Raw genomic sequence first — 19113 nt, forward strand, 5'->3', positions numbered from 1 at the left:
AAGCGACCGGCGTGATCCAATCTGCGCAGCCTCACCTCGAAAGAGGTGAGGCTGCGTTCTTTTTGACGTCTCCACGCCCAAATGCAGGCGTAGGTCAGGTGCAAACCTGACAATTCGGCGCGTGCGCGCAGCCGACGGACCATTATGAACAGACTTCCACTCCGGCGGGATGACGATTACGCTCGACTCCGGCAACGACTTCAGGCCAGTCGTTGCCAGTGTCGCTCGAAAGGCCCCGGCGGAGCGATTTACTTCGACTTGTAGCCTGCGGTCACTTCGTTCTTGTGCGCAGCGAAGGCCGCGAGGACTTCTCCCTTCTCGCGCGCAGGCACCTTGGCGAAGTCGAGGCTGCGCCCCAGTTCAGCGGCCACCTCATCAAACTCCTCGGGCGAGATTTTCAGATCACGATGCGCCTCTTCCAGACCCAGGTCAGTCTTTCCCGGCTGTGTCGCGGAGAACGTAAACGGCCCGCCTGTAACCTGGCAGACCCACAACGTTCGCATGAACTTAAGGCCCGGCAATCGCTCCAGGTTCTTCGTGTGCCACTCCCGAAGGGCTGGGTTCTTCGAGTTCTTTCCAACGATCGGGTTCTCTACCACCGCATCGCTGAAGTGGTCAATGACTGCGGCGATCGCGTAAACGCCGCCGAGCCGTTCATACAGACTCTCTTCGACTTTCGGCTGGGCCTGCCCGGTGCCTGCGACGAGAACGGCCGTTAGACTGACTGCGATCGCGAGTGCTGCTGTGATTCCAAGTCGTGTTCTCATGATGATCTCTCTTCCCTTTTCCAGGTGCTTGTAATCCGCCCACCACGATGATGGGCGCGGCCGATGGTAGTGGAGCCGGCCGGATCGTCTTCTGAGCAAACCGCCCTGACGAGGCGGCAACCAAGTGCCAAACTCGCCTGCCGCCTCTCCAGATCGCCGGACCGACGAGCGAGCCTGCCCTCAGGCCCTAAGCGAAGTCGAATGGCGGGGGCACGGGGTTTGACGCACAACGAGTCAGGTAAGTCAGGCGCAACCTGACACTTCGGCGCGTGCGCGCAGCCGATGGGCGATCTGAGCAGCCTCCACCCCGGCGGGGTCAGAGAATGCAGCCACGGGTGAAGCGCCGCCCCGCCGCGCCAGCGCACGGCCAACCGTCAGTTCCACCTGATCGACTCGCTGACCTCTCGGCGGGCCCGGCTTCTGGTCACGCCTTCGTGGCGAGCGCGGCGGTGGTGTCATCCACGACGCCGGCGGTCGGGCCGTACGCCTTGCAGTCAATGATGCCCAGGTCCCGCCGCGTGTTGGTCTTGAATGGCGGGCTCGTGCCCACCTCGCCCGGGCCGTTCAGGCACAGCAGGCGAAAGCGGCAGGCCCGCCGCGGCTTGTCATCGCGACGGTACCGCTCGTCGTAGCGCGAAGCGGCGCGGCAGTCGAGAATGCCATCCTCCGCGCCCGAATGCGTTTCGTATGGTCCGCTCTGCAGCAGCACATGGCCATCGGGCGCGCGCAGCGTAAAGAAAAACGAACCGCCCTCGGTCCTGTACAAATGGTATTCGTGCAATCGCAACCTCCGATACCCGTTCTGCCCATCGCGAACGGTTCGGCGCCACCTGACGTTCCGAAAGAGAATCTACCGTAACAAGGGCGGATGTCAATCGGAATCCGGCCCGGATCGGCGATATGAAGCAATCCGCCCCGCCCGTATGCGAATCGGCCCAACCCGCGCAAGTGGCCCCGCAAAGCGCCGCGAGCGAAACCGGCTCCACCGACCTGCTCTCACCTGCTCAACTCTCTGCTTTCAACGCTTTCGGCGCAGCCGCGCCGCACTCGGGGCAGACTGCGTGATCCGCCCCGCGCAGGTCATAGCCGCACTTGGCGCACAGGCCCGGCGCGCGACGACGGTCGCGGTACCAAATCCAGGTGGTTGGGAGCGCCGAAAGACACACAAGACTCCAGAGCGGAACCGAAGTCGATGTAGTGATTGATCCGCCAGGGGTAGAAAATGTTTGCCTGGCGAACCACCAGGCGAACTGGGTCGAAGCTCGATACGGCCCCACCCACTGAACTTGGGACCAGTGAACTGAAACGGGTTCACGCCATTCGACATAGATCTGCCCACTCATCACACTCGCCAAAAGCGAAGTCGGCAGAAACAGCGTGCAAGCCCACCACGCACTCCCCACCCACACGACCAGCAGCAGCACGGTCAGCACCGTTCCGCTCCACTTGATCGTGCTCCGCAGCCGCTTGCGCATCAACTCATCATACCACGCCGCGCGCCGCCTCCCTCCTCCGGCTCTGCGGGGGAGGGCCGGGGTGGGGGCGCTTTGATGCTCTCCTGCTCAACTCTCTGCTTTCAACACTCTCGGCGCAGCAGCGCCGCACTCGGGGCAGACTGCGTGATCCGCACCACGCAGGTCGTAGCCGCATTTGACGCACAGGCCGGGCGGCTTGCGTCGATCGCGCCACCAGAGCCGGAGGGTGGGCGCTGCGAAGAGGACGACCAACGCCCAGAGCGGGATATAGACCTTGGCGTACGTCCCGGCGGCCCACGGTCCTCGCTCAACATAGAACCACCATGAGAACGACAACGGGGACGAGTGTCGTCCAAGCTCCCATTCGCTGCTCACGGGGATGATTGACCAGGGCTCTTCCCAAACGACGAGGACTCGGCCCGCGTGCACTCCCAAGCCCAGCGTCGGCCCTAGATAGAAGATAGCATACCACCACGCACTCCCCACCCACACGACCAGCAGCAGCACGGTCAGGACCGTTCCGCTCCACTTGATCGTGCTTCGCAGTCTGCATCGCATCAGTTCGGCGATCCTCCGCTTACCTGCTCCGCTGGTCTCCGATCAATGCGCTCGCACTGCGCGCCGCATTCCGGGCAGACGGCATGCGCCGTGCCGCGCAGGTCGTAGCCGCATTTGACGCACAGGCCGGGAGCGTGGCGGCGATCGTGATACCACAGCCAAAGAGCCGGCACTCCGAAAGGCAACACAATGACCCAGGTCGGGATGGCAAACCATCCGACTGTCACGGCGCCTGTGGTAAACCGATGGCTATCGAACCACCACTGCATCGGTCCCAAATGACGTTCGAACGTGCATGTAAACTCAATGCGAGGGTGATCCGGGGTCTCGATATACCAGATCGAGACCATGCCGCCGTTCGCGGTGATTCCACCCGTCTTTCGCATCCCGAGCGAGCATTCCCACCACACACTCCCCACCCACACCACAAGCAGCAGCACGGTCAGCACCGTCCCGCCCCACTTGCACGTGCTTCGCAACCTTCGTCGCATCAGGTGATCCTACGTCGTCGCACTCTCAACTCCCTCCTCCGGCTCTGCTTGTCCTGAGCCAAGTCGAAGGGCGGGGGAGGGCCGGGGCGGGGGCGTACCGCATTCAGGACACACGCCGCTCGCGTTGCCGCGCAGGTCGTAGCCGCACTTGATGCACAGGCACAGGGCGCGACGGCGGTCGCGGTGCCAAAGCCAGCCGGAAGCCAACCCCGTCGCGAGCAACAAGAACCAGATTGGGATGTAGCCGATGACTTCGGCGAACGGGTCCGGTCGCACGGTCACATCGAACCACCACCATACGTCGAACGTGTGATCCTTGAGCCAGAACTCGAACTCGTCGTCCCTCCAGCGGTCTACTCCGATTGATAAGCCTCCACCATAAACCTCTAAGTAAAACCCGTGACTGCGAACGCCGGCTTGCCACCACGCACTCCCCACCCACACCACAAGCAGCAGCACGGTCAGCACCGCCCCGCCCCATTTGATCGTGCTCCGCAGCCGCTTGCGCATCAGGCGATCATATCACGCCGCATCCAGCAACCTTCGGTGCCCCACCACACGCTCCCCCTTCAGCGCGCTCGGCGCTCCCTCCAGCGCCCGGCTCACCTCATACTTCCCGCACGCCCCAGGCGGCAGCAGCCGTCCCTCATTGATCTGCTCAATATACCGATCCCGCAGCTCCCGCGCCGCAGCCACCAGTTTCGGGTCGTTGCGCCGCCGCGTGCGCGCCTGCTCCGCCTTGCGGGCCTTGCTCTGGGCGGCCTCCGCATCCTTCTTTGCCTTGATTTCCTCAGCGCTGAGCACGGGTGCGAACCACAGACCGCCGCGCGACACCGCGCGAGGCTTCGCAGCCGGCTTGCTCTTCACACCGCCGCGCTGCCGCGTGCGCTTCTCAACCTCCCCGCTCGGCAGCGCATTGATCATCTCCTCCACGCCCGGCAGCACCGCAGGCTTGGCATCGCTCCAATGAGTCCCCGGCGGGATCGGCAGCGCAATGCGATTCTCCCGCACCGCGCCGCCCGTCGTCTCGCTCGGATACCAGTACGGCGTCTCGGCATCACCTTCACGAATCCGCCTCTGCCAGAAGATATGGATGCGAGGGTCCTTCTTCGCCCCGCCCCGCCGCGCGCCCGTCCGAAACGCCAGCGGCACAAACCCGAGACTCTCCCAGAAGCAATTCGCCTCCAGGTCCTGCGCACACCAGCAGCAGAACAGTTTGCAGCCGTACGGCGCGCGATCGAAAACAGCCTTGATGAGGCTCGCCCCGATCAGGCCGCGCTGATGGCCGGGCGCGACGTTGAGTTGATAAATAATCCCGCAGTCATCGCGCTTGAAGTACCGGTCAGCGGAGATGCAGTAGGCCAGCGGCTGCGCCTGAGTGGGTGAATGGGTGAGTGGGTGACCGGGTGATGCCTCGGACTCGCGCTGCAACTCTGTCACCCCCTCACCCCGACACCCCGTCACCCCGTCAGCGGCCTCCGCAATCAACACCTGCCCCTTGCGTATATTCCCCTCCAACTGCTGTCGCGGGAACCAGCCGACTGCTCTGCTGTGCTCTCTCTGGAGCGCATCGATAAACGCCAGGTCCGTTTCGACCGCGGTGCGAATCGAAATCGCCTGACGGGGGTCGGGAATCGCGATCGCGCTGGTCGTATGTCGTTGAATCGCCGTGTTGGTCATGATCGAAATCCAATCTCACCACAGAGTCACAGAGAACACAGAGAGACGCAAGCATCGAACAAAACAAATCCCACTGCCCTTCTCTGTGCCTCCGTGTCTCTGTGGTAAAACGCTCTTCCAAATCCAATGGCACCACCGGGAAACACAGAGGACACAGAATCTCTCCGTGCCCTCCGTGTCTCCCTGGTGAAATTCTCACGCCGCCTGCGCCAGGCCGCCGGCGATGTTCGTGCTCACCGGCTGGCACGCGGGGCCCGACTCCTTGCGGGCGTTGAACCAGAAGGCGGTCAGCCACACCTTGCTCGCCGCCGGGATCGATGCAGGCAGTTCCACATCGAACACCGTCTTGGAGACGTTCATCGAGAACGACCACTCAGCCGGGTCGGAAGGCACGGTGTCGCCGACGTGGTAGACGATGGTCGCGCCCTGCACGCCCGGCGGCTTGCCGCGCGAATCGGGATTCAACTGGTCGCGCAGCCGCACTTTGATCGTCTTGCCGAACGTCGAAATGATCGACAGATCGGGCGCCGTCGTCGGCGCGCCGACCGGCGTGGGGTCAGCCGGAATGCGAATGCCCAGTTGGCCGCGCATGGTGTCGGTCGTGCCGGGGAACGCCTGGACGATGTCCACGAGTTCCCACGCGCCGTTGGGGTCGTTGAGCAGGCTTTCCTTGGCGACGTTCTTCGCGTTCACATTCGCCTTGGAATTCGTGTTCGGGTTCGCGGCGATGTTGTACGCCGACACGAACGCATTGTGCAGCACGTTGTAGCCCGCCGCCTGCGCGGCGTCCAGGCCGTACGTCGCCGCCGACGACGTGATGAGCGTGTCGAAGTTCGTGGACCACGTAACGAGGTCCGCGTCCTTCCGTGGCGGAAAAGTGGGAACAGGCATAGAACACTCCTTTCCGGCTTGCGCCGAAGTGATAACGCATGGCTGCGCACGACCATCGCGCGCCGCTTCCGCGTGTGCTCTCCCACTCCCGTGTGAACTGGTTGTCAGGGGCCTGTTTCGGCGCATGATTTGAGGCCATCCAGCCCGATGCGCGAAATTCTGGCAAAAAAGGGCAAAAAGTGCCCGGCGGCCGCGCCGTTGTGCGAATAAGAGTCTAATTCGCAGAATTAGACTCGCGGAGTGCGAATCAGACTTGCGGCGTACGAATATGGATCGCGGAGTGCGCCCGAGAGATGCGGCGTGCGAATGAGGCCCGGGGAGGGCGAATCGCGCTCCCGGCGTGCGCCCGAGACTCACGCCGGGCGAATCAGTCTCGCGGAGTGCTCCCAAGGATCGCGGCGGGTGAGTGAATGACGTGGAGAGCGCCCCGGCACGGGCAGTCGCCTGCTTCGCCGCGGCGTCGTGCGCGGCGGTCAGTCTGTCGCCGCTGGAACTTCCTCATCCGTCAGCTTGGCCGTGGGCAGGCGCTTGAGGCAGTACTCAATGATGTCATCGCGCCGATGGGCCGTGTCGAACACGGCGCTCGTGGCCAGGTAGGCGTTTGAGCGGTCGGTGATGTCGAAGTAGTGCTTGTTGCGGCTGGACTGGTGCCTCTGGTAGTGCGCCTCATCGGCTGATGCGGCCCGGCAAGTGTCCACCGCCTGTTCAGCCGCTTGGCGCGTAGGGTACGACCCGCTCTGGATGAGGGGCCGCCCGCTGCGGGCCAAGGCAACGAAGTAGAACTGCTCATCGCTCGATCGGCGTACACGGAACACAGCCAAGGCCGGCGCTCCTTCTTCACACGGGTGGAAGACCTTTCGAACGAGAATCATATGGCGGCCAGTCAGCGCTCCAGTCCACGCGGCTACGGCCCCGCTCCAACACAGTGCAACCGAGAACCACGCGGCCGCGCGGGTCCTGGACGTCCGGCGGTGCGAGCGCCAGGGTGACTCTATGTGTTGTCCTGCAGTGCGGCGGTCGGGCCGCTGCGTTTGCAGGCGGCGATGGCGGCTTCGCGGTCCTCGATGGAAGCGTAGTCGTTGCTCCGGGCGATGACCTGACGGGCCAGGTTGAGCAGATGAAAGGAGAACGGGCCGCTGGTGGTGAAGAGGCGCTGGTAGCGATCGTCGAAGGATGAACTGGTCATGCAATCCTCGATGGCCGACAAGGCTAGCTCTTTGGCGAAGTACGTCGCGCTGAACAGGAGGGTCTGGCCGTCCGGCCCGCAGAGCGTGAATTCGAACAGGGGGGCTCTGGTGGACTTGTCGAGGTGGTAGAGAGCTGCGATGCTGCACCTCCTTTCGGACATTCGGACGATTGTAGTGCCGCTCCGGGGCATACGGCTATTCGTTGGATAACGGCACTTGGGTGAAATGACTCGTGGGGCGGCTTTGCCGAAAGTGGTGATGCGGGGGAAAGTCCAGCGGAGCAAAGCGGAAAGCGCCCCCATCCCCGGCCTTCCCCACCTCCGGATCAGGGCGGTTTTCCTGTAGCCGCCGCGCCGTCGGCGGCCAGATCATTCTGGCTGTCAGCAAGCACCTGCCATGACGCCACCCCCCCCGCCCGGACCGCGACGCCCGGCGGGCGGTGGCGCACCCGCAGAGACATTGGCCTCGCGAGCCCCCCGCCCGATCCCGCTCCAACATAAGCCCAACTGTCAGGTCGCCTGACCTACCTGCTACCGGCCATCATCACGATCGCCACGCATGCCACCCAGAACAGAAAGACCGCTTTCGCCAACGGCCAGAAGATGGTCCATTGAATTTCTTTGCGGATGCGTTTCCATTCAGGGGTTTTGTTGTCCGCGAAGTGGAGAAGTACCCGTTGGGCCGCTTCGAACATCTCGTCCCTGTCCATGTGGATCTCCGCTCAGAGTGATTGCGGGCGCGTGTTGAGATTCGCTCGTGCCGGCAGGTCCGAGCATTCTACGGGTGGCTCTGCCGCCCGCTCCCGGCCGCAAATGAACTTTCCAGTCGCCCCCCCCGCCCGACCCGCGACGCCCGGCGGGCGGTGGCGCGCCCGCAGAGACACCGGCCCCGCGAGTTCCCTCGCCCGGTCCCGCTCCGGCACACGGCCGGCTGTCAGGCTGCACCTGAGCTACTTGCTAACGCTAGGACACAACGGTGCTCTGAAGCCGTGGACGGATGTCCTCAATGTCATTGGCAATAGCGGAGTGTATTTCCGGCCAAACACGCATGAAATCGGACGTTCCCACTGCCTTCGCCGACTCATCCAGGTAACGCAGAAAGACGGCAGCCCGCTCCAGTCGTTCGCTAATTGTGTCGACGTCGCGAATGCGCCGACGCACGTCCATGTCGAGAATGGGCGTGTCCACAACAACGGCATCTAGATACACAAATGACTTCACAAGACTCGTGATATGATACCTTCCACGGTCTCTTAGCCTCAGTCGGTCGCCAACTGCCTCCCAATTTGACTCGAATCGGACGCCCTCGCAATACTCCCTCTCGAACAACTGCCGAAGTCCCGCAAAGACGCTCTCGGCCGAATACCCGGAGCCACAGGCATGGCCAACGATCTCCTCTATCGTGCAATACCCGTGCCGCTGAGTACCCTCGTAGTGCCGATTCATGAATTCCAATATGACTAAAAGCAGAAAGTGCTCTCGCGGATCCGATGTCTCAATGTCGAACAGATTAAGAAATTTGCAGTCATTGGGGTCGTAGTGGATTGCATCGCCAAAGATGATTGCACGCGCAACCTCGTGCTCCCTCAGCGTGTAACCACCAGATCGCCACAGCTCAAGTATTTTCTGGGTGTTCAGATTGCCACTAATCAACATCTGCCGAACGTATTGAATGAGGACACGGTTGTTGCCGTTCGCGATTCCGGTGAACATGGACCCAAGCTCTGCGCGCCGACGCACCGAATCGGCGCAACACTCCAATACCTCCGCAGCGCTCCCTAGGTCCCAAGCAACCTCCTTTCCGAGCGCCGCGCGGACCACTTCTATTCGCTGGTTTTCCCCGCGCGCCAGCGATGCAGCATAATCAAAGCGCTTGCGGAGCATAACTGCCGCTTTTGGAGGCGCGATGGAGATGATCTTTGGAGCAATTGAGTCAAGTGCGCCGTCTAAGTTTGATCTCTGGAGCGTGCCCGGGCGCAAGCAAATGAACACAAGCGCCGACCAATCCCGAGCGGCCGCAGACGCTCGAAGCGCAGCCTCCTCTTGAATGGCGTCAATCCTCCGATCGATATTGTCAAAGAATACCGAGACGGAGTGTCCCTGCCCAGATCGCAAATGGTGAAAGACATGCTTGAGATAGATTTGCCGGTCTCTGACGAAGTTTGCAAGAAATTGTGCCTCAGCCTCCTCCAGTTGGGCTTGCCCTTGGCGCGCTGCAAGTGTTCCTTCAACCGACTTTCGGAACCGCAGAGTCGGTAAGCGGAGCACGCCACGCACCGTTGCGTCATCGTAGATGTCAATACCGTAATTCTCAAGCAATTGGCGTTCAATCTCGCCGTAGAGGTAATCCGCGACTGCCTCAGGCGTTTCGGGACGGTCAAGGAAGTCAACGTCGATCTGTATGTACTTTTCTAATGACTCTTTGGCGCGCACTTGACGCAGGTACTGCAAATAAATTGACTTTCCGTGCCCGATTCTCCCGAGCACCACGATAGGCTTCTCCGGAGACTTTGCTGCGGAAAGTAGGTCGCCGACATCGCTTGCTCGCGCCGCCTTTTCTGCAACTATTGCATCCGTGCGCTTTCGCTGATCAATCAACTCCTGCGCGAGTTGTAACGTACCGTCCGCCTTTCCAGGTGTGATGTAGCATTCCTGCAGAAATGATTGATCCGAATCGTTTTGGTTCACCTCCTCCCAAATGAGTTGCAATGGTACTCGTAGATGATTGCGTATCGCTGCCTCGGTCCGGACTACAGGATACCCAGCAATGCTTGCGGATAGCTTTGAGGGTGCAGGGTCAGTACGCGACCGGAACAATTGGCCAATCACCGCGTTGTAGAGCAGACCGATCGGACTCAGGCACTTGAAGAACACTCGAAACTTCCGCTCGATCGCGTCGAGCGACTCAAACACAAAAACCCGCCGGTCTTCGATCGATTCTCCAGGCACGTATGTGAGCCCGAATACCCACTGATGTCCGTTGGTGATTGCGACGTAACGACTTCCATATGAATTTGCATAGTTGGCAGCCTGACGCAAAGCCGCGGCCGCGGTTTTTGACTCGCTAGCAAGTAATGAGAAACTGACCGGTCGATCAGGGTACTGATCGCCTGACACTAGAAACGTCGTGCCCTCCCGCTTTGCCTCAAGAACTAGTGCTCTCGAGGCGCGGTGATCGAATACGTAGTCTGCAAAGCCCACATCACGAGCAAACGTTTCTGTATCCACCCGAGCGCGATCCCAGCCCAACACTTCAAAGAGAATCTGGTCGATAACGCGCATTCGCGTAGTTGCTTCATTAGCATCTTGGCCCGACGAGAATGACGGCCGAATCGTCCGGAACTTGTGGAACGCGTCATCGGCAACCCAAGACTGCTCTTGAGGTTCGTTCATTTGTCTACTCCCAAGGGCCCCAGCGTCCGCTCATCCATTCTTCCATTATTGCAGCGAGGATCAGAATCTGGAGCTGGCACGGCGGCGCGTCGCCGCCCGAGCCACGGTCCCGCGCAGCGGAATTCGGGCCGGACAAGCGAGCTTTGTGACCCCCCTTTCCATCCGTCAACCCTACGCCCCAGCGAGGGGCTGGGAAAGGTGTCTAGAGCACATCGATCAGGAAAACCGGGCCGACACGGCGCGGCTGCGCCGAGTGAGTTGAGCGGGAGAAAGTTGAGAGGAGAACCAGCCCCATCGGGCCGATACGGCCCTTATGCTGGCCCTTTCCATTCGCCAACCCTACGCCGAACTCATTCTCCGCGGGGACAAGACCATTGAGTACCGCTCCCGGCCGACGCGGGTGATTGGGCGGCGGTTTGCCATCTATGCGGCTCGCAAGTGGGCCGGCGTGGCCGGGCATGAGTGGGTGATGGGGTGTCACGGTGATGGGGTGTCAGAGCCAGGAACCAGCGCCGCCGCGGACACCCACTCACCCATTCACCCCCTCACCCCTTCAGACTTACCGACCGGCGTGCTCGTCGGCTCGGCGGTCATCTGCGACTGCATCTTTAAAGACGGCTGGTGGCAGTGGCATCTCACTGCGGTGCGGCGCTACAAGCGGCCGCGGGCGCTGCCCAGGGGCAGTCGGCCGCAGCCCGTGTGGTTCCGCGCGGCGTGAGGGATGCGCGAGAAGGCGGCGCCGCTGCTTTGCGGGAGGTGGAACCCTCGACGCGGCATGGGCAATCGCCCCAGCCGGCGCGGCTGCTGCGGCCGCTAGCATCGGGTGTCCAAAAGGAGAACCCCATGAAAGTCAGCGAATGCATGACGAGCGATGTGACGTGCTGCGATCCTGGAGCGAACCTGCAGGAGGTTTCCAGGATGATGATCGACCGCGACTGCGGCGAGATTCCCGTGGTCGATGAAAACTGGCGGCCCGTGGGCGTGGTGACTGATCGCGACATCGCCTGCCGCGCGGTGGCGCAGGGGCGCGACGGGCTGACTGTTCATGCGCGCGATGTGATGACCTCGCCGGTGATCACGGTGCACCCTGACGATGACATCGAAGAGTGCTGCAAGACCATGGAGCAGCACCGGGTCCGCCGCGTACCTGTGGTGGATGAAAGCGGCTGCTGCTGCGGCATCATCTCGCAGGCGGACATCGCGCTGAAGGCGTCGGAAGGCCGCACCGCCGAACTGCTTCGGGATGTATCCGAGCCGACGGCCAGGCGCTTCGGGCCCGGCTCCGAGCAGTAGCCGATGGCGGCCCTGCGTGCTCAGCGGTCCGCCGCGGCGTCAGTCCGCAGACGGCGGCGTGAGCGTCTCATCGGTAAAGCCGGCCTTGGGCAGGCGTTCGCAGCAGTAGTTGATGGTCTCATCGCGCCGGTGGATGGTGTCGAAGGTGTCGCTCGTGGCGAGATAGGCGTCGGAGAGATCCGTCATGTTGAAGTAGTACTTGTCGCGGCCGGACTCGAGGGGCTGGTAGCGCGACTTGTCGGAGGAGGCGGTGCGGCAGATTTCGACCGCGTGGCGGGCTGCTGCGGGTGTGCCGTACGAGCCGCTCTGGATCAGGCGCGGGCCGAATCGGGCGTAGGCCACGAAGTAGTACCGGTCGTCGCTGGAGCGGCGCAGGTGGAACACAGCCATGGTGGTCACCTTCTGAAGCGGGGATTCCCTCTGAAGCGGGGACACCACGGCCCCGCAGGGAGCATCTTAGAACCTGCCCGCAAGTACGGTCAAGATCGAGCGGCGCGCGGCGAAACCCGCGCGGCGCTCAGGCACTGACCTGCGGCGGCGGCTCGGCCGTCGGGGTGGGTCGCGGTTCGATGCGCACGCACCGGCAGGCGCCCTCGGGCGCGGTGGTGAGCCAGTGGAAGTCGGCGTTGGTCAGAGAGGCGGCCGTGGACTTGCGCTCCACTCGCGATTCGCCCCGGCTGGCTTCTTCGAGCGCAAAGAGCGTGTCATCGCCGATGCGCCGGCGGAGGTGGGCGCGCAGTTCCTCGACGTTGGCGACGTCGATGGTGGAGTTGACTGATGAGCCGTCGAAACCTTCACAGATCTGAACCTCGGACATCCAGGCGTTCCTTTGCTGAGGCGGTGGGATCTGAGAGCCTGGGGCTCTGCGCGCCTGGCATGCGGCAGCAGACATAGCGGTAGTCGCCCACAACTGCCTCCGTCAGCCAGGTGAAGTCGTCTTCAGAGAGACTCGCAACGACCACTGAGCGGAAGATCGTGGAGTTTCCGCCCTGCCGGCAGCGCAAGTGGACTTCGCACAAGCCGCGATCGAGGAGCATGGCGCGGAGGGCCTGGGCATTCCTGACTGCGATAGCCGTGCTCAGCGAGCCACCCGGAAACTCCTCGTGAATGGCCACATCGGGCACGCGGGCCTCCAGACTCCTGATCGGGACAGCCGACCGAGATGATACGGCCGGCGGTGCAGCGGCCGGGCTGAGGGATTTGCTCATGCACGAAGCCGCCGCGCCGTGGCCGGGGCGAGACATCGAGCGCATCCAGCATCAGGCGGCTGCGTCGGCAGAGATGCTGGTGGCGGCGCTGGCGCAGGGGCCGGGCGCCTATGTTTGTCGTCGGATCCGTTGACGCAGGAATCGCCTGATGCCCGCCGCCCGCCGAAGCGATCTCGCGCTGACTCACGTGGCCCTGCTGCGCGGCATCAACGTCGGCGGCAAGCGCATCGTGCCGATGAAGGCGCTGGCGGCAATCTTCGAACAAGCCGGCTGCGGCTCGGTGCAGACCTACATCCAGAGCGGCAACGTGCTCTTCACGGGCAGGGCCGATCTGGCGCGCACTCTGGCCAAGGAACTGCCACGCTGCATCGGCCGCGAATTCGGCTTCGAGCCCGTCGTCGTCGTGCGCTCGCGCAAAGAGATGGCCGACGTGCTCAAGGCCAATCCGTTTGCAAGGCCCGGCGTGAACGCGGCGACGCTGCACGTGGGGTTTCTCGCCGAGCGCCCAACGGCCGGGCAGGTGGCGAGCCTTGACGCCGATCGCTCGCCGGGCGATTCGTTCAGCGTTCGCGGCCGCGAGATCTACCTGCACACGCCCAGCGGCATGGCGCGAACGAAACTGACCAGCGCCTACCTCGACTCGACGCTGGGCACAACGTGCACCGTGCGCAACTGGAACACGGTGACGAAACTCGGCGCGCTGCTGGGCTGCGCCTGAGCACGCGTCGCACCTTCAGCGCTCCAGAGGGTCCAGGCAGGGTTTTTCACTGCAAAGACCGCGGAGTGCGCGGAGGAACCATCGCGACACCGGTTACATCGTGGAATTCCAGCGGTGAACCGGCGCGCCAATCATGTAACTCTTCAGCAACACGTGCAGCACTGCCCCACTTGATGGTGCTTTGCAGACGGCTGCGCATCGCGTGATCCTACAGCGCGGAACTATCGACTCCCTCCTCCGGCTTTGCCTGGGAGGGCTGGGGTGGGGGCTCCCCGCACTCGGGACAGACTTCATGAGCGGCCCCGCGCAGGTCGTAGCCGCATTTGTGGCAGAATCCTGTCGGAGTGGCCAGGAACGAACGCAAGGCGCGCCACCGGAACGCGATGATGACCACGACAAACGGCCAGAGCGGCGCAATGCGTGCTCCGCTGACCATCCGTACCCCATTGACCCGGGCGACGGCTTTGGGAATCAGTGTGTGCCAGCCGATCTTGCGACGGAGATCATGAGAACGAACCGTGCCTGTCCTTTCAAAATCCACATCAAAAGACGGTGGCGCATCAAACACCACCCAATCGGGAAACTCGATCGTTCCCCATCCGATGTTGAATGCGAAATGCACCCTCGGAAATGCGGCAATCTCAAACTGCGCCTCATACAAGAATGAGCCCAGGTACAGTCCCAACGCGCCAATGACCACCGCCAGCGAGCGGACTCGGTGCACCGGGTTGGTTTGGCTGCTGCTCATCGTTCATCTTGGCGATGTGCGCCGCACTCCGGGCACACGGCGTGATCCGCACCGCGGAGGTCGTAGTTGCAATGCACGCACCGGCCGCGCCGTTTTCGCCATGCCGCCCCGACCATCCTGGCCAGAAACCAGATGAGGAGAAGTGTTGCGCCGTAAACAGCCGTGTTCGCCAGCGCGCCGGGCCAGTGGATCCTCAATGGCAGGACACGCGTTGCAGTTCGAGATAGTGCAATCCCGTCGCGGACGATTAGTGCGTCGTGTCGGTTTGACGACTCGAATTCCGTGTACATCGCAGAGCGCATCGGCAGGCCAAACGCGTATTCATAGATGAACGCCGTGGACTGAGGGGCCCATGCCTCCAGGCTGCGGCGACCCTCCAGCTGCCGAAAGCGCGACCACGTTGGAGGTTTTCGAAAGTCGCGATCAACATGAGACGTCATGCCGCCAGATTCGACCTTCCGCCAAGGTCCTGCTTCGCTCCAGTAATACCAGGCATCACCGTCCAACTCCGGCCAATCGGAAAGTGTACCGCCATTGTGATTGCTCCACAGAAAGTCGAACGAACGAGATGATCGCACGTTTATGGAAGCTTTCAACACGACACCGCTCCGATCGCCTTCCAGCCACCATATCTGTACGATGGGTCCGCTTCGCCCACGAGAGAGACTGAACGCGATTGCAACCAGGTATTGGAAGAGGGCACCAAGCAGCAGGCAAAGGACGAGTCGCTTCGTCCATATGCGCCGCCGCGATGCTCCGCGCCGCTCAGGCATCGGTTGCCCCGCTCGCGCTGCGCACCGGCAGTGCTGAGCCGCACTCCGGACAGACTTCATGCGCGACGCCGCGCAGGTCGTAGGCGCAGTTGATGCAGTGTCCTATCGCCGGCGCTGTTCCCAATCTCCAGCAAGTCAGCACAGTCGACAAACCGGCGAGCAGCACCAGTGACCAGATTGGAAGACTGATATGGGTGGATGTGACTCCCCAGGGATTCGTGCTGCGTTGCCACCGAAAGCCAAGTCGAAACGGCGCTTGATGCCAGACCGGCCCCTTCCACTCAGTGGTGCGCGGAGGGAACTTCCCGTTCTCAAACCAGTCAATGGAAACTCGACCACCGATGACGCTCGCTCCGAACTGCGGAGTGTGATCGATGCCAAATGCCATCCACGCGCTTCCCCACCACAAGACAAGCAGCAGCACGGTCAGCACCGTCCCGCCCCACTTGATCGTGCTTCGCAGGCGCTTGCGCATCATCCGATCCTATCACGCCGCGTTCGGCTGCTCGCGCTGCTTTCAATGTGCCGCGCCCATTACCACGCGTAATTCTTCGGCGCTTCGCCGCCGGGGCCGGGCCAGATTTCGTTGAGGCTCTGCAGTGTCGCGTCTTCGAGTTTGAGTTCGATCGCGCGGAGGCAGCCGGTGAACTGCTCCATGGTGCGCGGACCGATGATCGGCGCCGTGACGACCGGGTTGTGCAGCAGCCACGCCAGCGCGACGTTCGCGGGCGACTCGCCCAGTTCGCTGCACAGCGCTTCGTACTGCTCGACCTGTGCGCGGCACTTGTCCAGCGCTTCGTTGATGCGCGGCCCGGTGCGGCGCGAGCCTTGGCTCGCATCCCGGCTTGCATCCTTGCCCAGCACGCCGCCGAGCAGCCCGCCGCCCAGCGGGCTCCACGGAATGATGCCCACGCCGTACTCCCGGCACGCGGGCACGACCTCCGCCTCGATCGCGCGCACGCGCAGGCTGTAAATGCTCTGCTCGCTCACGAGGCCCGGCGTTCCCAGGCGCCGCGCGGTTTCGTTGTAGCGAGCGATGTCCCAGCCGGCGAAGTTGCTCGAGCCCATGTAGAGCACCTTGCCCTGCTTCTTGAGCGCATCGAATGCCTCGAAGACTTCCTCGACCGGACAGGCGCGATCGATGTGGTGCATCTGGTAGAGATCGATGTAGTCCGTCTGCAGGCGGCGCAGCGACGCTTCGCAATCGAGGATGATTCGCCGGGCGCTCAGGCCGCCTTCGCGGTCGGGGTCGTAGCCCTCGGCCAGTTGCATCTGGCCGTAGACCTTGGTGGCGAGCACCGTGCGCTGCCGCCGTCCGCCGCCCTGGGCGAACCAGTTGCCGATGACGGTTTCGGTCAGGCCGACCTGTCCCTTCTGCTCGGCGCTCCAGAACGCGCGGCCGTAGACATTGGCGGTGTCGAAGAAGTTGATTCCTTCGGCGAGCGCGTGGTCCATGATGGCCCACGAATCCTTCTCGCCGGTGATGGCGCCGAAGTTCATCGTGCCCAGGCACAGCGGGCTGACGCGCACGCCGCAGTTCGCTCCGAGTCGCCGGTATTGCATGAGCTCTCTCCTCAATTGATGGCCCGGGCGCAGCGCATAGCGCGCCGCTGTCGGCATTGTATCAGCGAGGACAGATGAAGAGTCTCAACCGACCAGCATCGAGGCGAACGACTCCCACGCAGCGGTTCGCGCCACCTGCATAGTCAGCAGCGAGATCGCGATCAGGCTGGCCACGCCGATGCCCAGCGCGCGGTCGATGGAGCGCGTCACGGCGCAGCGCAGTAGCCAGAGCGCCACGGCGAAGACCATCGTCATCAGAAACGGGCCGAAGTACTGCTCCCAGGCCGTGCCGACGTAGAGGTTGCTCAGCGCATCGATGCGGCTCACGCCCGCGGCCAGGGCCGACAGCGTCGCGGTGATCATCATCGCGCGGTGAATGCGCGGCTTGCGCCGGTACACGACGCCCAGCGCGACGAAGATGGCGAACACGCTCACGCCGATGAGCGGAATAGCCATGAAGCGCTTTGGCGACAGCCCCCAGATGACGGCCTCGGGCGGCGTGTAGCGCGCCGACTGAATGCCCACCCAGATGCCCAGCACCAGGATGGCCGCCGCCAGCGCTGCGCCGACGCGGCCGAGGGCCATGTGCACGCGGTGCTTGCGCACCACAATCAACAGCGGTTGCACCAGCAGCAGGATGAGCCACGCGCTCATCGCCACGCCGTGCGCAATGACCAGCGTGCGAATCGGCGGCGCGATCTCTCGGCCGGGGTACGCCTGTCCGTGGAGGTAGAACTTGCTGAAGCCAAGGAATGCAAGAACGACCATCACCGCCGCGGCGGCGGCATAGAAGTAGCGCGCCGCAGCCGAAGTGGAGCTTCGGCCGGCCCGAGCGCGGTCGGGCATCATCACCTGAGACTGAGTCATGTGGGTACGGTCCTGTGAGAGGTTTCAAATCTGCCAGGAAACATCCAGGAAGTGAATCGAGAACGCCGCGAGACGCAGCCGGCTCGACCGAGCCGCTGTTGAATCGGGCCGTGAGTTTAGCTGGTCGCCGCCCGCGGGCCAGCCGCCTGGCCAGGCGCAGCCGCAGCGAGCGGCCGGCCGAGTCGCGTGCCATTCAAGCCAGTCGTGTTCAAGAGGCGGCGCCTGCCCGGGCCAGGCGGCAGGTGCATGGCAAAGCGCCCGCTCACCGGAATCAGTAGTCCGTGGAGACGGGGCCGTGCCAGTTGGCAGGGTTTCTATGGGTGCCGGGCGACGTGGTCTTCGATGTTCTTGAGCTGCTCGGTCCAGCCTTCGAGGTTGGCGTGGTAGGCCTGTTCACGACGCGACGGCGGAATCGCATCGAAGCCGGACTCGGTCAGTCGAAGCAGCGTCCCCGCAGGCGTGCGCCGGAGGCGGAACTCGACCAGCGTCGGCTCCTCGTCGGAATAGTCCGCCTCGGGGTCGATCGCATTGGGGTGCCAGCGGAACGAGAACAGCCGTTGCGGCTCAATGCGCTGGACGTCCATCTCGATTCTGGTTCGCTCGAATGCGCCGCCGGTCATCCGCCCGCTCACGTGGCGTCCGGGCGCGAATCGCCCATCGAGGTTGGCGCCGAACCAATCGCTGAATGCGGCCGGGTCGGTGAGCGCGTGCCACACGCTGTCCACGGACGCATTGAGTTCGACCGCCTTTTCGATGCGGTCGGTGTCGGTGGTGATCATGGCTGTTTCCTCCGCGCAGATTCAGTCGCCCGTGTCTTCGTCTTCCTCGTCGTAGTCTTCATCCTCGGCCGCCTCGCCGCGTGCGGCGCCGCCATTGGCTGCCGCTGCGTTGACGCCGTCGCGGGCGATGGCGTCGAGCTTCTCGTTGGCCTCGCTCTCTTCGTCGAGGGTTTCCTGGAGCAACTCGGCCACGCGCGAGAGCCCGAGCAGCTCGGCGTGGGTGCGCGATGAGCCGTAGGCGCAGATCTCGTAGTGCTCCACCTTCTGGGCCGCGGCGATGAGGGCGGCGTCGATGGCGGCCGGATCGCTGCCTTTGCGCTCATCGAGCACTTCCTTGCCTTCTTCGATGATGCCCTGCATGCCGTGGCAGGTCTTGCCGCGCGCGGCCATGTCAAGTTCTTCGAAGATCTGCTCGAGGCGCTCCACCTGATTCTCGGTCTGCGCCAGGTGTTCTTCGAGCGCGCTCTGCAATTCGGTCGATGACGCGGCCTTGCTCATCCGGGGCAGGGCCTTGAGGATCTGCTTCTCCGCGTTGTAGAGGTCGCGAAGTTCATCCACCAGAACGTCGTGCAGATTGGACAGTTTCATTGATGCTCCTTTGCTCGCCCGCGTTGTGACAGGCGTGTGCAATAGTGCACGCCGCGTCTGAATGGCGAGTGAATACGGCATGAGAATTTGCTCATCGTGACCGGCTCAGCCTTGCACGAGCACTCTCAGGATCGG

Annotated in this window: 25 protein-coding genes; 3 read left to right on the plus strand and 22 right to left on the minus strand. The window is 63.1% G+C overall.

Features of this window, described 5'->3' with window-relative positions; translation table 11 throughout:
• Window positions 1–248: 248 nt before the first annotated feature.
• The 12 genes from IT430_09075 to IT430_09130 form a co-directional block, all read right to left on the minus strand.
• Window positions 249–887, minus strand: a complete 639-nt coding sequence (locus tag IT430_09075) for a group 1 truncated hemoglobin (GenBank protein MCC6908078.1) — start codon at window positions 885–887, stop codon at window positions 249–251.
• Between the two features lie 304 nt (window positions 888–1191).
• A complete protein-coding gene (locus IT430_09080) occupies window positions 1192–1548 on the minus strand; it encodes a DUF1508 domain-containing protein (GenBank protein MCC6908079.1) in 357 nt (118 codons plus the stop codon).
• Between the two features lie 223 nt (window positions 1549–1771).
• Window positions 1772–2242, minus strand: coding sequence for a hypothetical protein (locus tag IT430_09085; protein MCC6908080.1), 471 nt, complete (start codon window positions 2240–2242; stop codon window positions 1772–1774).
• 87 nt (window positions 2243–2329) lie between these two features.
• On the minus strand, window positions 2330–2800 hold the full coding sequence (locus IT430_09090; protein ID MCC6908081.1) for a hypothetical protein: 471 nt from the start codon (window positions 2798–2800) through the stop codon (window positions 2330–2332).
• Window positions 2800–3291: a hypothetical protein gene (locus IT430_09095; GenBank protein ID MCC6908082.1), complete on the minus strand. Its 492-nt coding sequence runs from the start codon at window positions 3289–3291 to the stop codon at window positions 2800–2802. Before IT430_09095 ends, IT430_09090 begins: the two co-directional genes overlap by 1 nt.
• 9 nt (window positions 3292–3300) lie before the next feature.
• On the minus strand, window positions 3301–3801 hold the full coding sequence (locus IT430_09100) for a hypothetical protein (GenBank protein ID MCC6908083.1): 501 nt from the start codon (window positions 3799–3801) through the stop codon (window positions 3301–3303).
• A 12-nt stretch (window positions 3802–3813) separates the two neighbouring features.
• The gene (locus IT430_09105; GenBank protein ID MCC6908084.1) at window positions 3814–4971 is read right to left on the minus strand and encodes a GNAT family N-acetyltransferase; all 1158 of its coding nucleotides are present in this window, start codon (window positions 4969–4971) and stop codon (window positions 3814–3816) included.
• Window positions 4972–5166: 195 nt separating this feature from the next.
• The gene (locus tag IT430_09110) at window positions 5167–5862 is read right to left on the minus strand and encodes a hypothetical protein (GenBank protein MCC6908085.1); all 696 of its coding nucleotides are present in this window, start codon (window positions 5860–5862) and stop codon (window positions 5167–5169) included.
• A 473-nt stretch (window positions 5863–6335) separates the two neighbouring features.
• Window positions 6336–6683, minus strand: coding sequence for a DUF1508 domain-containing protein (locus IT430_09115; GenBank protein MCC6908086.1), 348 nt, complete (start codon window positions 6681–6683; stop codon window positions 6336–6338).
• 170 nt (window positions 6684–6853) lie between these two features.
• Window positions 6854–7210, minus strand: a complete 357-nt coding sequence (locus IT430_09120) for a YegP family protein (protein MCC6908087.1) — start codon at window positions 7208–7210, stop codon at window positions 6854–6856.
• Between the two features lie 362 nt (window positions 7211–7572).
• On the minus strand, window positions 7573–7758 hold the full coding sequence (locus IT430_09125; GenBank protein ID MCC6908088.1) for a hypothetical protein: 186 nt from the start codon (window positions 7756–7758) through the stop codon (window positions 7573–7575).
• Between the two features lie 253 nt (window positions 7759–8011).
• The gene (locus tag IT430_09130; protein MCC6908089.1) at window positions 8012–10441 is read right to left on the minus strand and encodes a hypothetical protein; all 2430 of its coding nucleotides are present in this window, start codon (window positions 10439–10441) and stop codon (window positions 8012–8014) included.
• 313 nt (window positions 10442–10754) lie between these two features.
• Here IT430_09130 and IT430_09135 point away from each other — a divergent pair, with 313 nt between their 5' ends.
• Both IT430_09135 and IT430_09140 read left to right on the plus strand, forming a co-directional pair.
• Window positions 10755–11159 carry an ASCH domain-containing protein gene (locus IT430_09135; protein MCC6908090.1) on the plus strand — a complete coding sequence of 135 codons (405 nt, stop codon included), beginning with the start codon at window positions 10755–10757 and terminating at the stop codon, window positions 11157–11159.
• A 125-nt stretch (window positions 11160–11284) separates the two neighbouring features.
• Window positions 11285–11734 carry a CBS domain-containing protein gene (locus IT430_09140; protein MCC6908091.1) on the plus strand — a complete coding sequence of 150 codons (450 nt, stop codon included), beginning with the start codon at window positions 11285–11287 and terminating at the stop codon, window positions 11732–11734.
• Between the two features lie 39 nt (window positions 11735–11773).
• Here the strand turns inward: IT430_09140 and IT430_09145 are convergent, their stop codons facing one another.
• From IT430_09145 to IT430_09155, 3 genes are all read right to left on the minus strand, one after another.
• Window positions 11774–12124, minus strand: a complete 351-nt coding sequence (locus tag IT430_09145; protein MCC6908092.1) for a hypothetical protein — start codon at window positions 12122–12124, stop codon at window positions 11774–11776.
• A 127-nt stretch (window positions 12125–12251) separates the two neighbouring features.
• Window positions 12252–12551: a hypothetical protein gene (locus tag IT430_09150; protein MCC6908093.1), complete on the minus strand. Its 300-nt coding sequence runs from the start codon at window positions 12549–12551 to the stop codon at window positions 12252–12254.
• Window positions 12529–12858, minus strand: coding sequence for a hypothetical protein (locus tag IT430_09155; protein MCC6908094.1), 330 nt, complete (start codon window positions 12856–12858; stop codon window positions 12529–12531). Before IT430_09155 ends, IT430_09150 begins: the two co-directional genes overlap by 23 nt.
• Before the next feature lie 232 nt (window positions 12859–13090).
• Between IT430_09155 and IT430_09160 the strand changes: the two genes are divergently transcribed.
• Window positions 13091–13660 (plus strand): DUF1697 domain-containing protein, encoded by a 570-nt coding sequence (locus IT430_09160; protein MCC6908095.1) that lies wholly within the window; start codon window positions 13091–13093, stop codon window positions 13658–13660.
• 46 nt (window positions 13661–13706) lie between these two features.
• On the opposite strand, the gene IT430_09165 is transcribed toward IT430_09160, so the two are convergent.
• The 7 genes from IT430_09165 to IT430_09195 all read right to left on the minus strand — a co-directional run bounded on the left by IT430_09165 (window position 13707) and on the right by IT430_09195 (window position 18978).
• Window positions 13707–13859 (minus strand): hypothetical protein, encoded by a 153-nt coding sequence (locus tag IT430_09165; GenBank protein ID MCC6908096.1) that lies wholly within the window; start codon window positions 13857–13859, stop codon window positions 13707–13709.
• A 9-nt stretch (window positions 13860–13868) separates the two neighbouring features.
• The gene (locus IT430_09170; protein MCC6908097.1) at window positions 13869–14408 is read right to left on the minus strand and encodes a hypothetical protein; all 540 of its coding nucleotides are present in this window, start codon (window positions 14406–14408) and stop codon (window positions 13869–13871) included.
• 765 nt (window positions 14409–15173) lie between these two features.
• Entirely contained in the window at window positions 15174–15656 is a 483-nt protein-coding gene (locus IT430_09175; protein MCC6908098.1) for a hypothetical protein, read from the minus strand.
• Window positions 15657–15715: 59 nt separating this feature from the next.
• Window positions 15716–16744: an aldo/keto reductase gene (locus tag IT430_09180; protein ID MCC6908099.1), complete on the minus strand. Its 1029-nt coding sequence runs from the start codon at window positions 16742–16744 to the stop codon at window positions 15716–15718.
• 84 nt (window positions 16745–16828) lie between these two features.
• On the minus strand, window positions 16829–17611 hold the full coding sequence (locus tag IT430_09185) for a hypothetical protein (protein ID MCC6908100.1): 783 nt from the start codon (window positions 17609–17611) through the stop codon (window positions 16829–16831).
• 314 nt (window positions 17612–17925) lie between these two features.
• The gene (locus tag IT430_09190; GenBank protein MCC6908101.1) at window positions 17926–18390 is read right to left on the minus strand and encodes an SRPBCC family protein; all 465 of its coding nucleotides are present in this window, start codon (window positions 18388–18390) and stop codon (window positions 17926–17928) included.
• 21 nt (window positions 18391–18411) lie between these two features.
• Window positions 18412–18978 (minus strand): ferritin-like domain-containing protein, encoded by a 567-nt coding sequence (locus IT430_09195; protein ID MCC6908102.1) that lies wholly within the window; start codon window positions 18976–18978, stop codon window positions 18412–18414.
• Window positions 18979–19113 lie beyond the last annotated feature (135 nt).

The organism is Phycisphaerales bacterium, assembly GCA_020852515.1.
Classification (GTDB): domain Bacteria; phylum Planctomycetota; class Phycisphaerae; order Phycisphaerales; family UBA5793; genus UBA5793.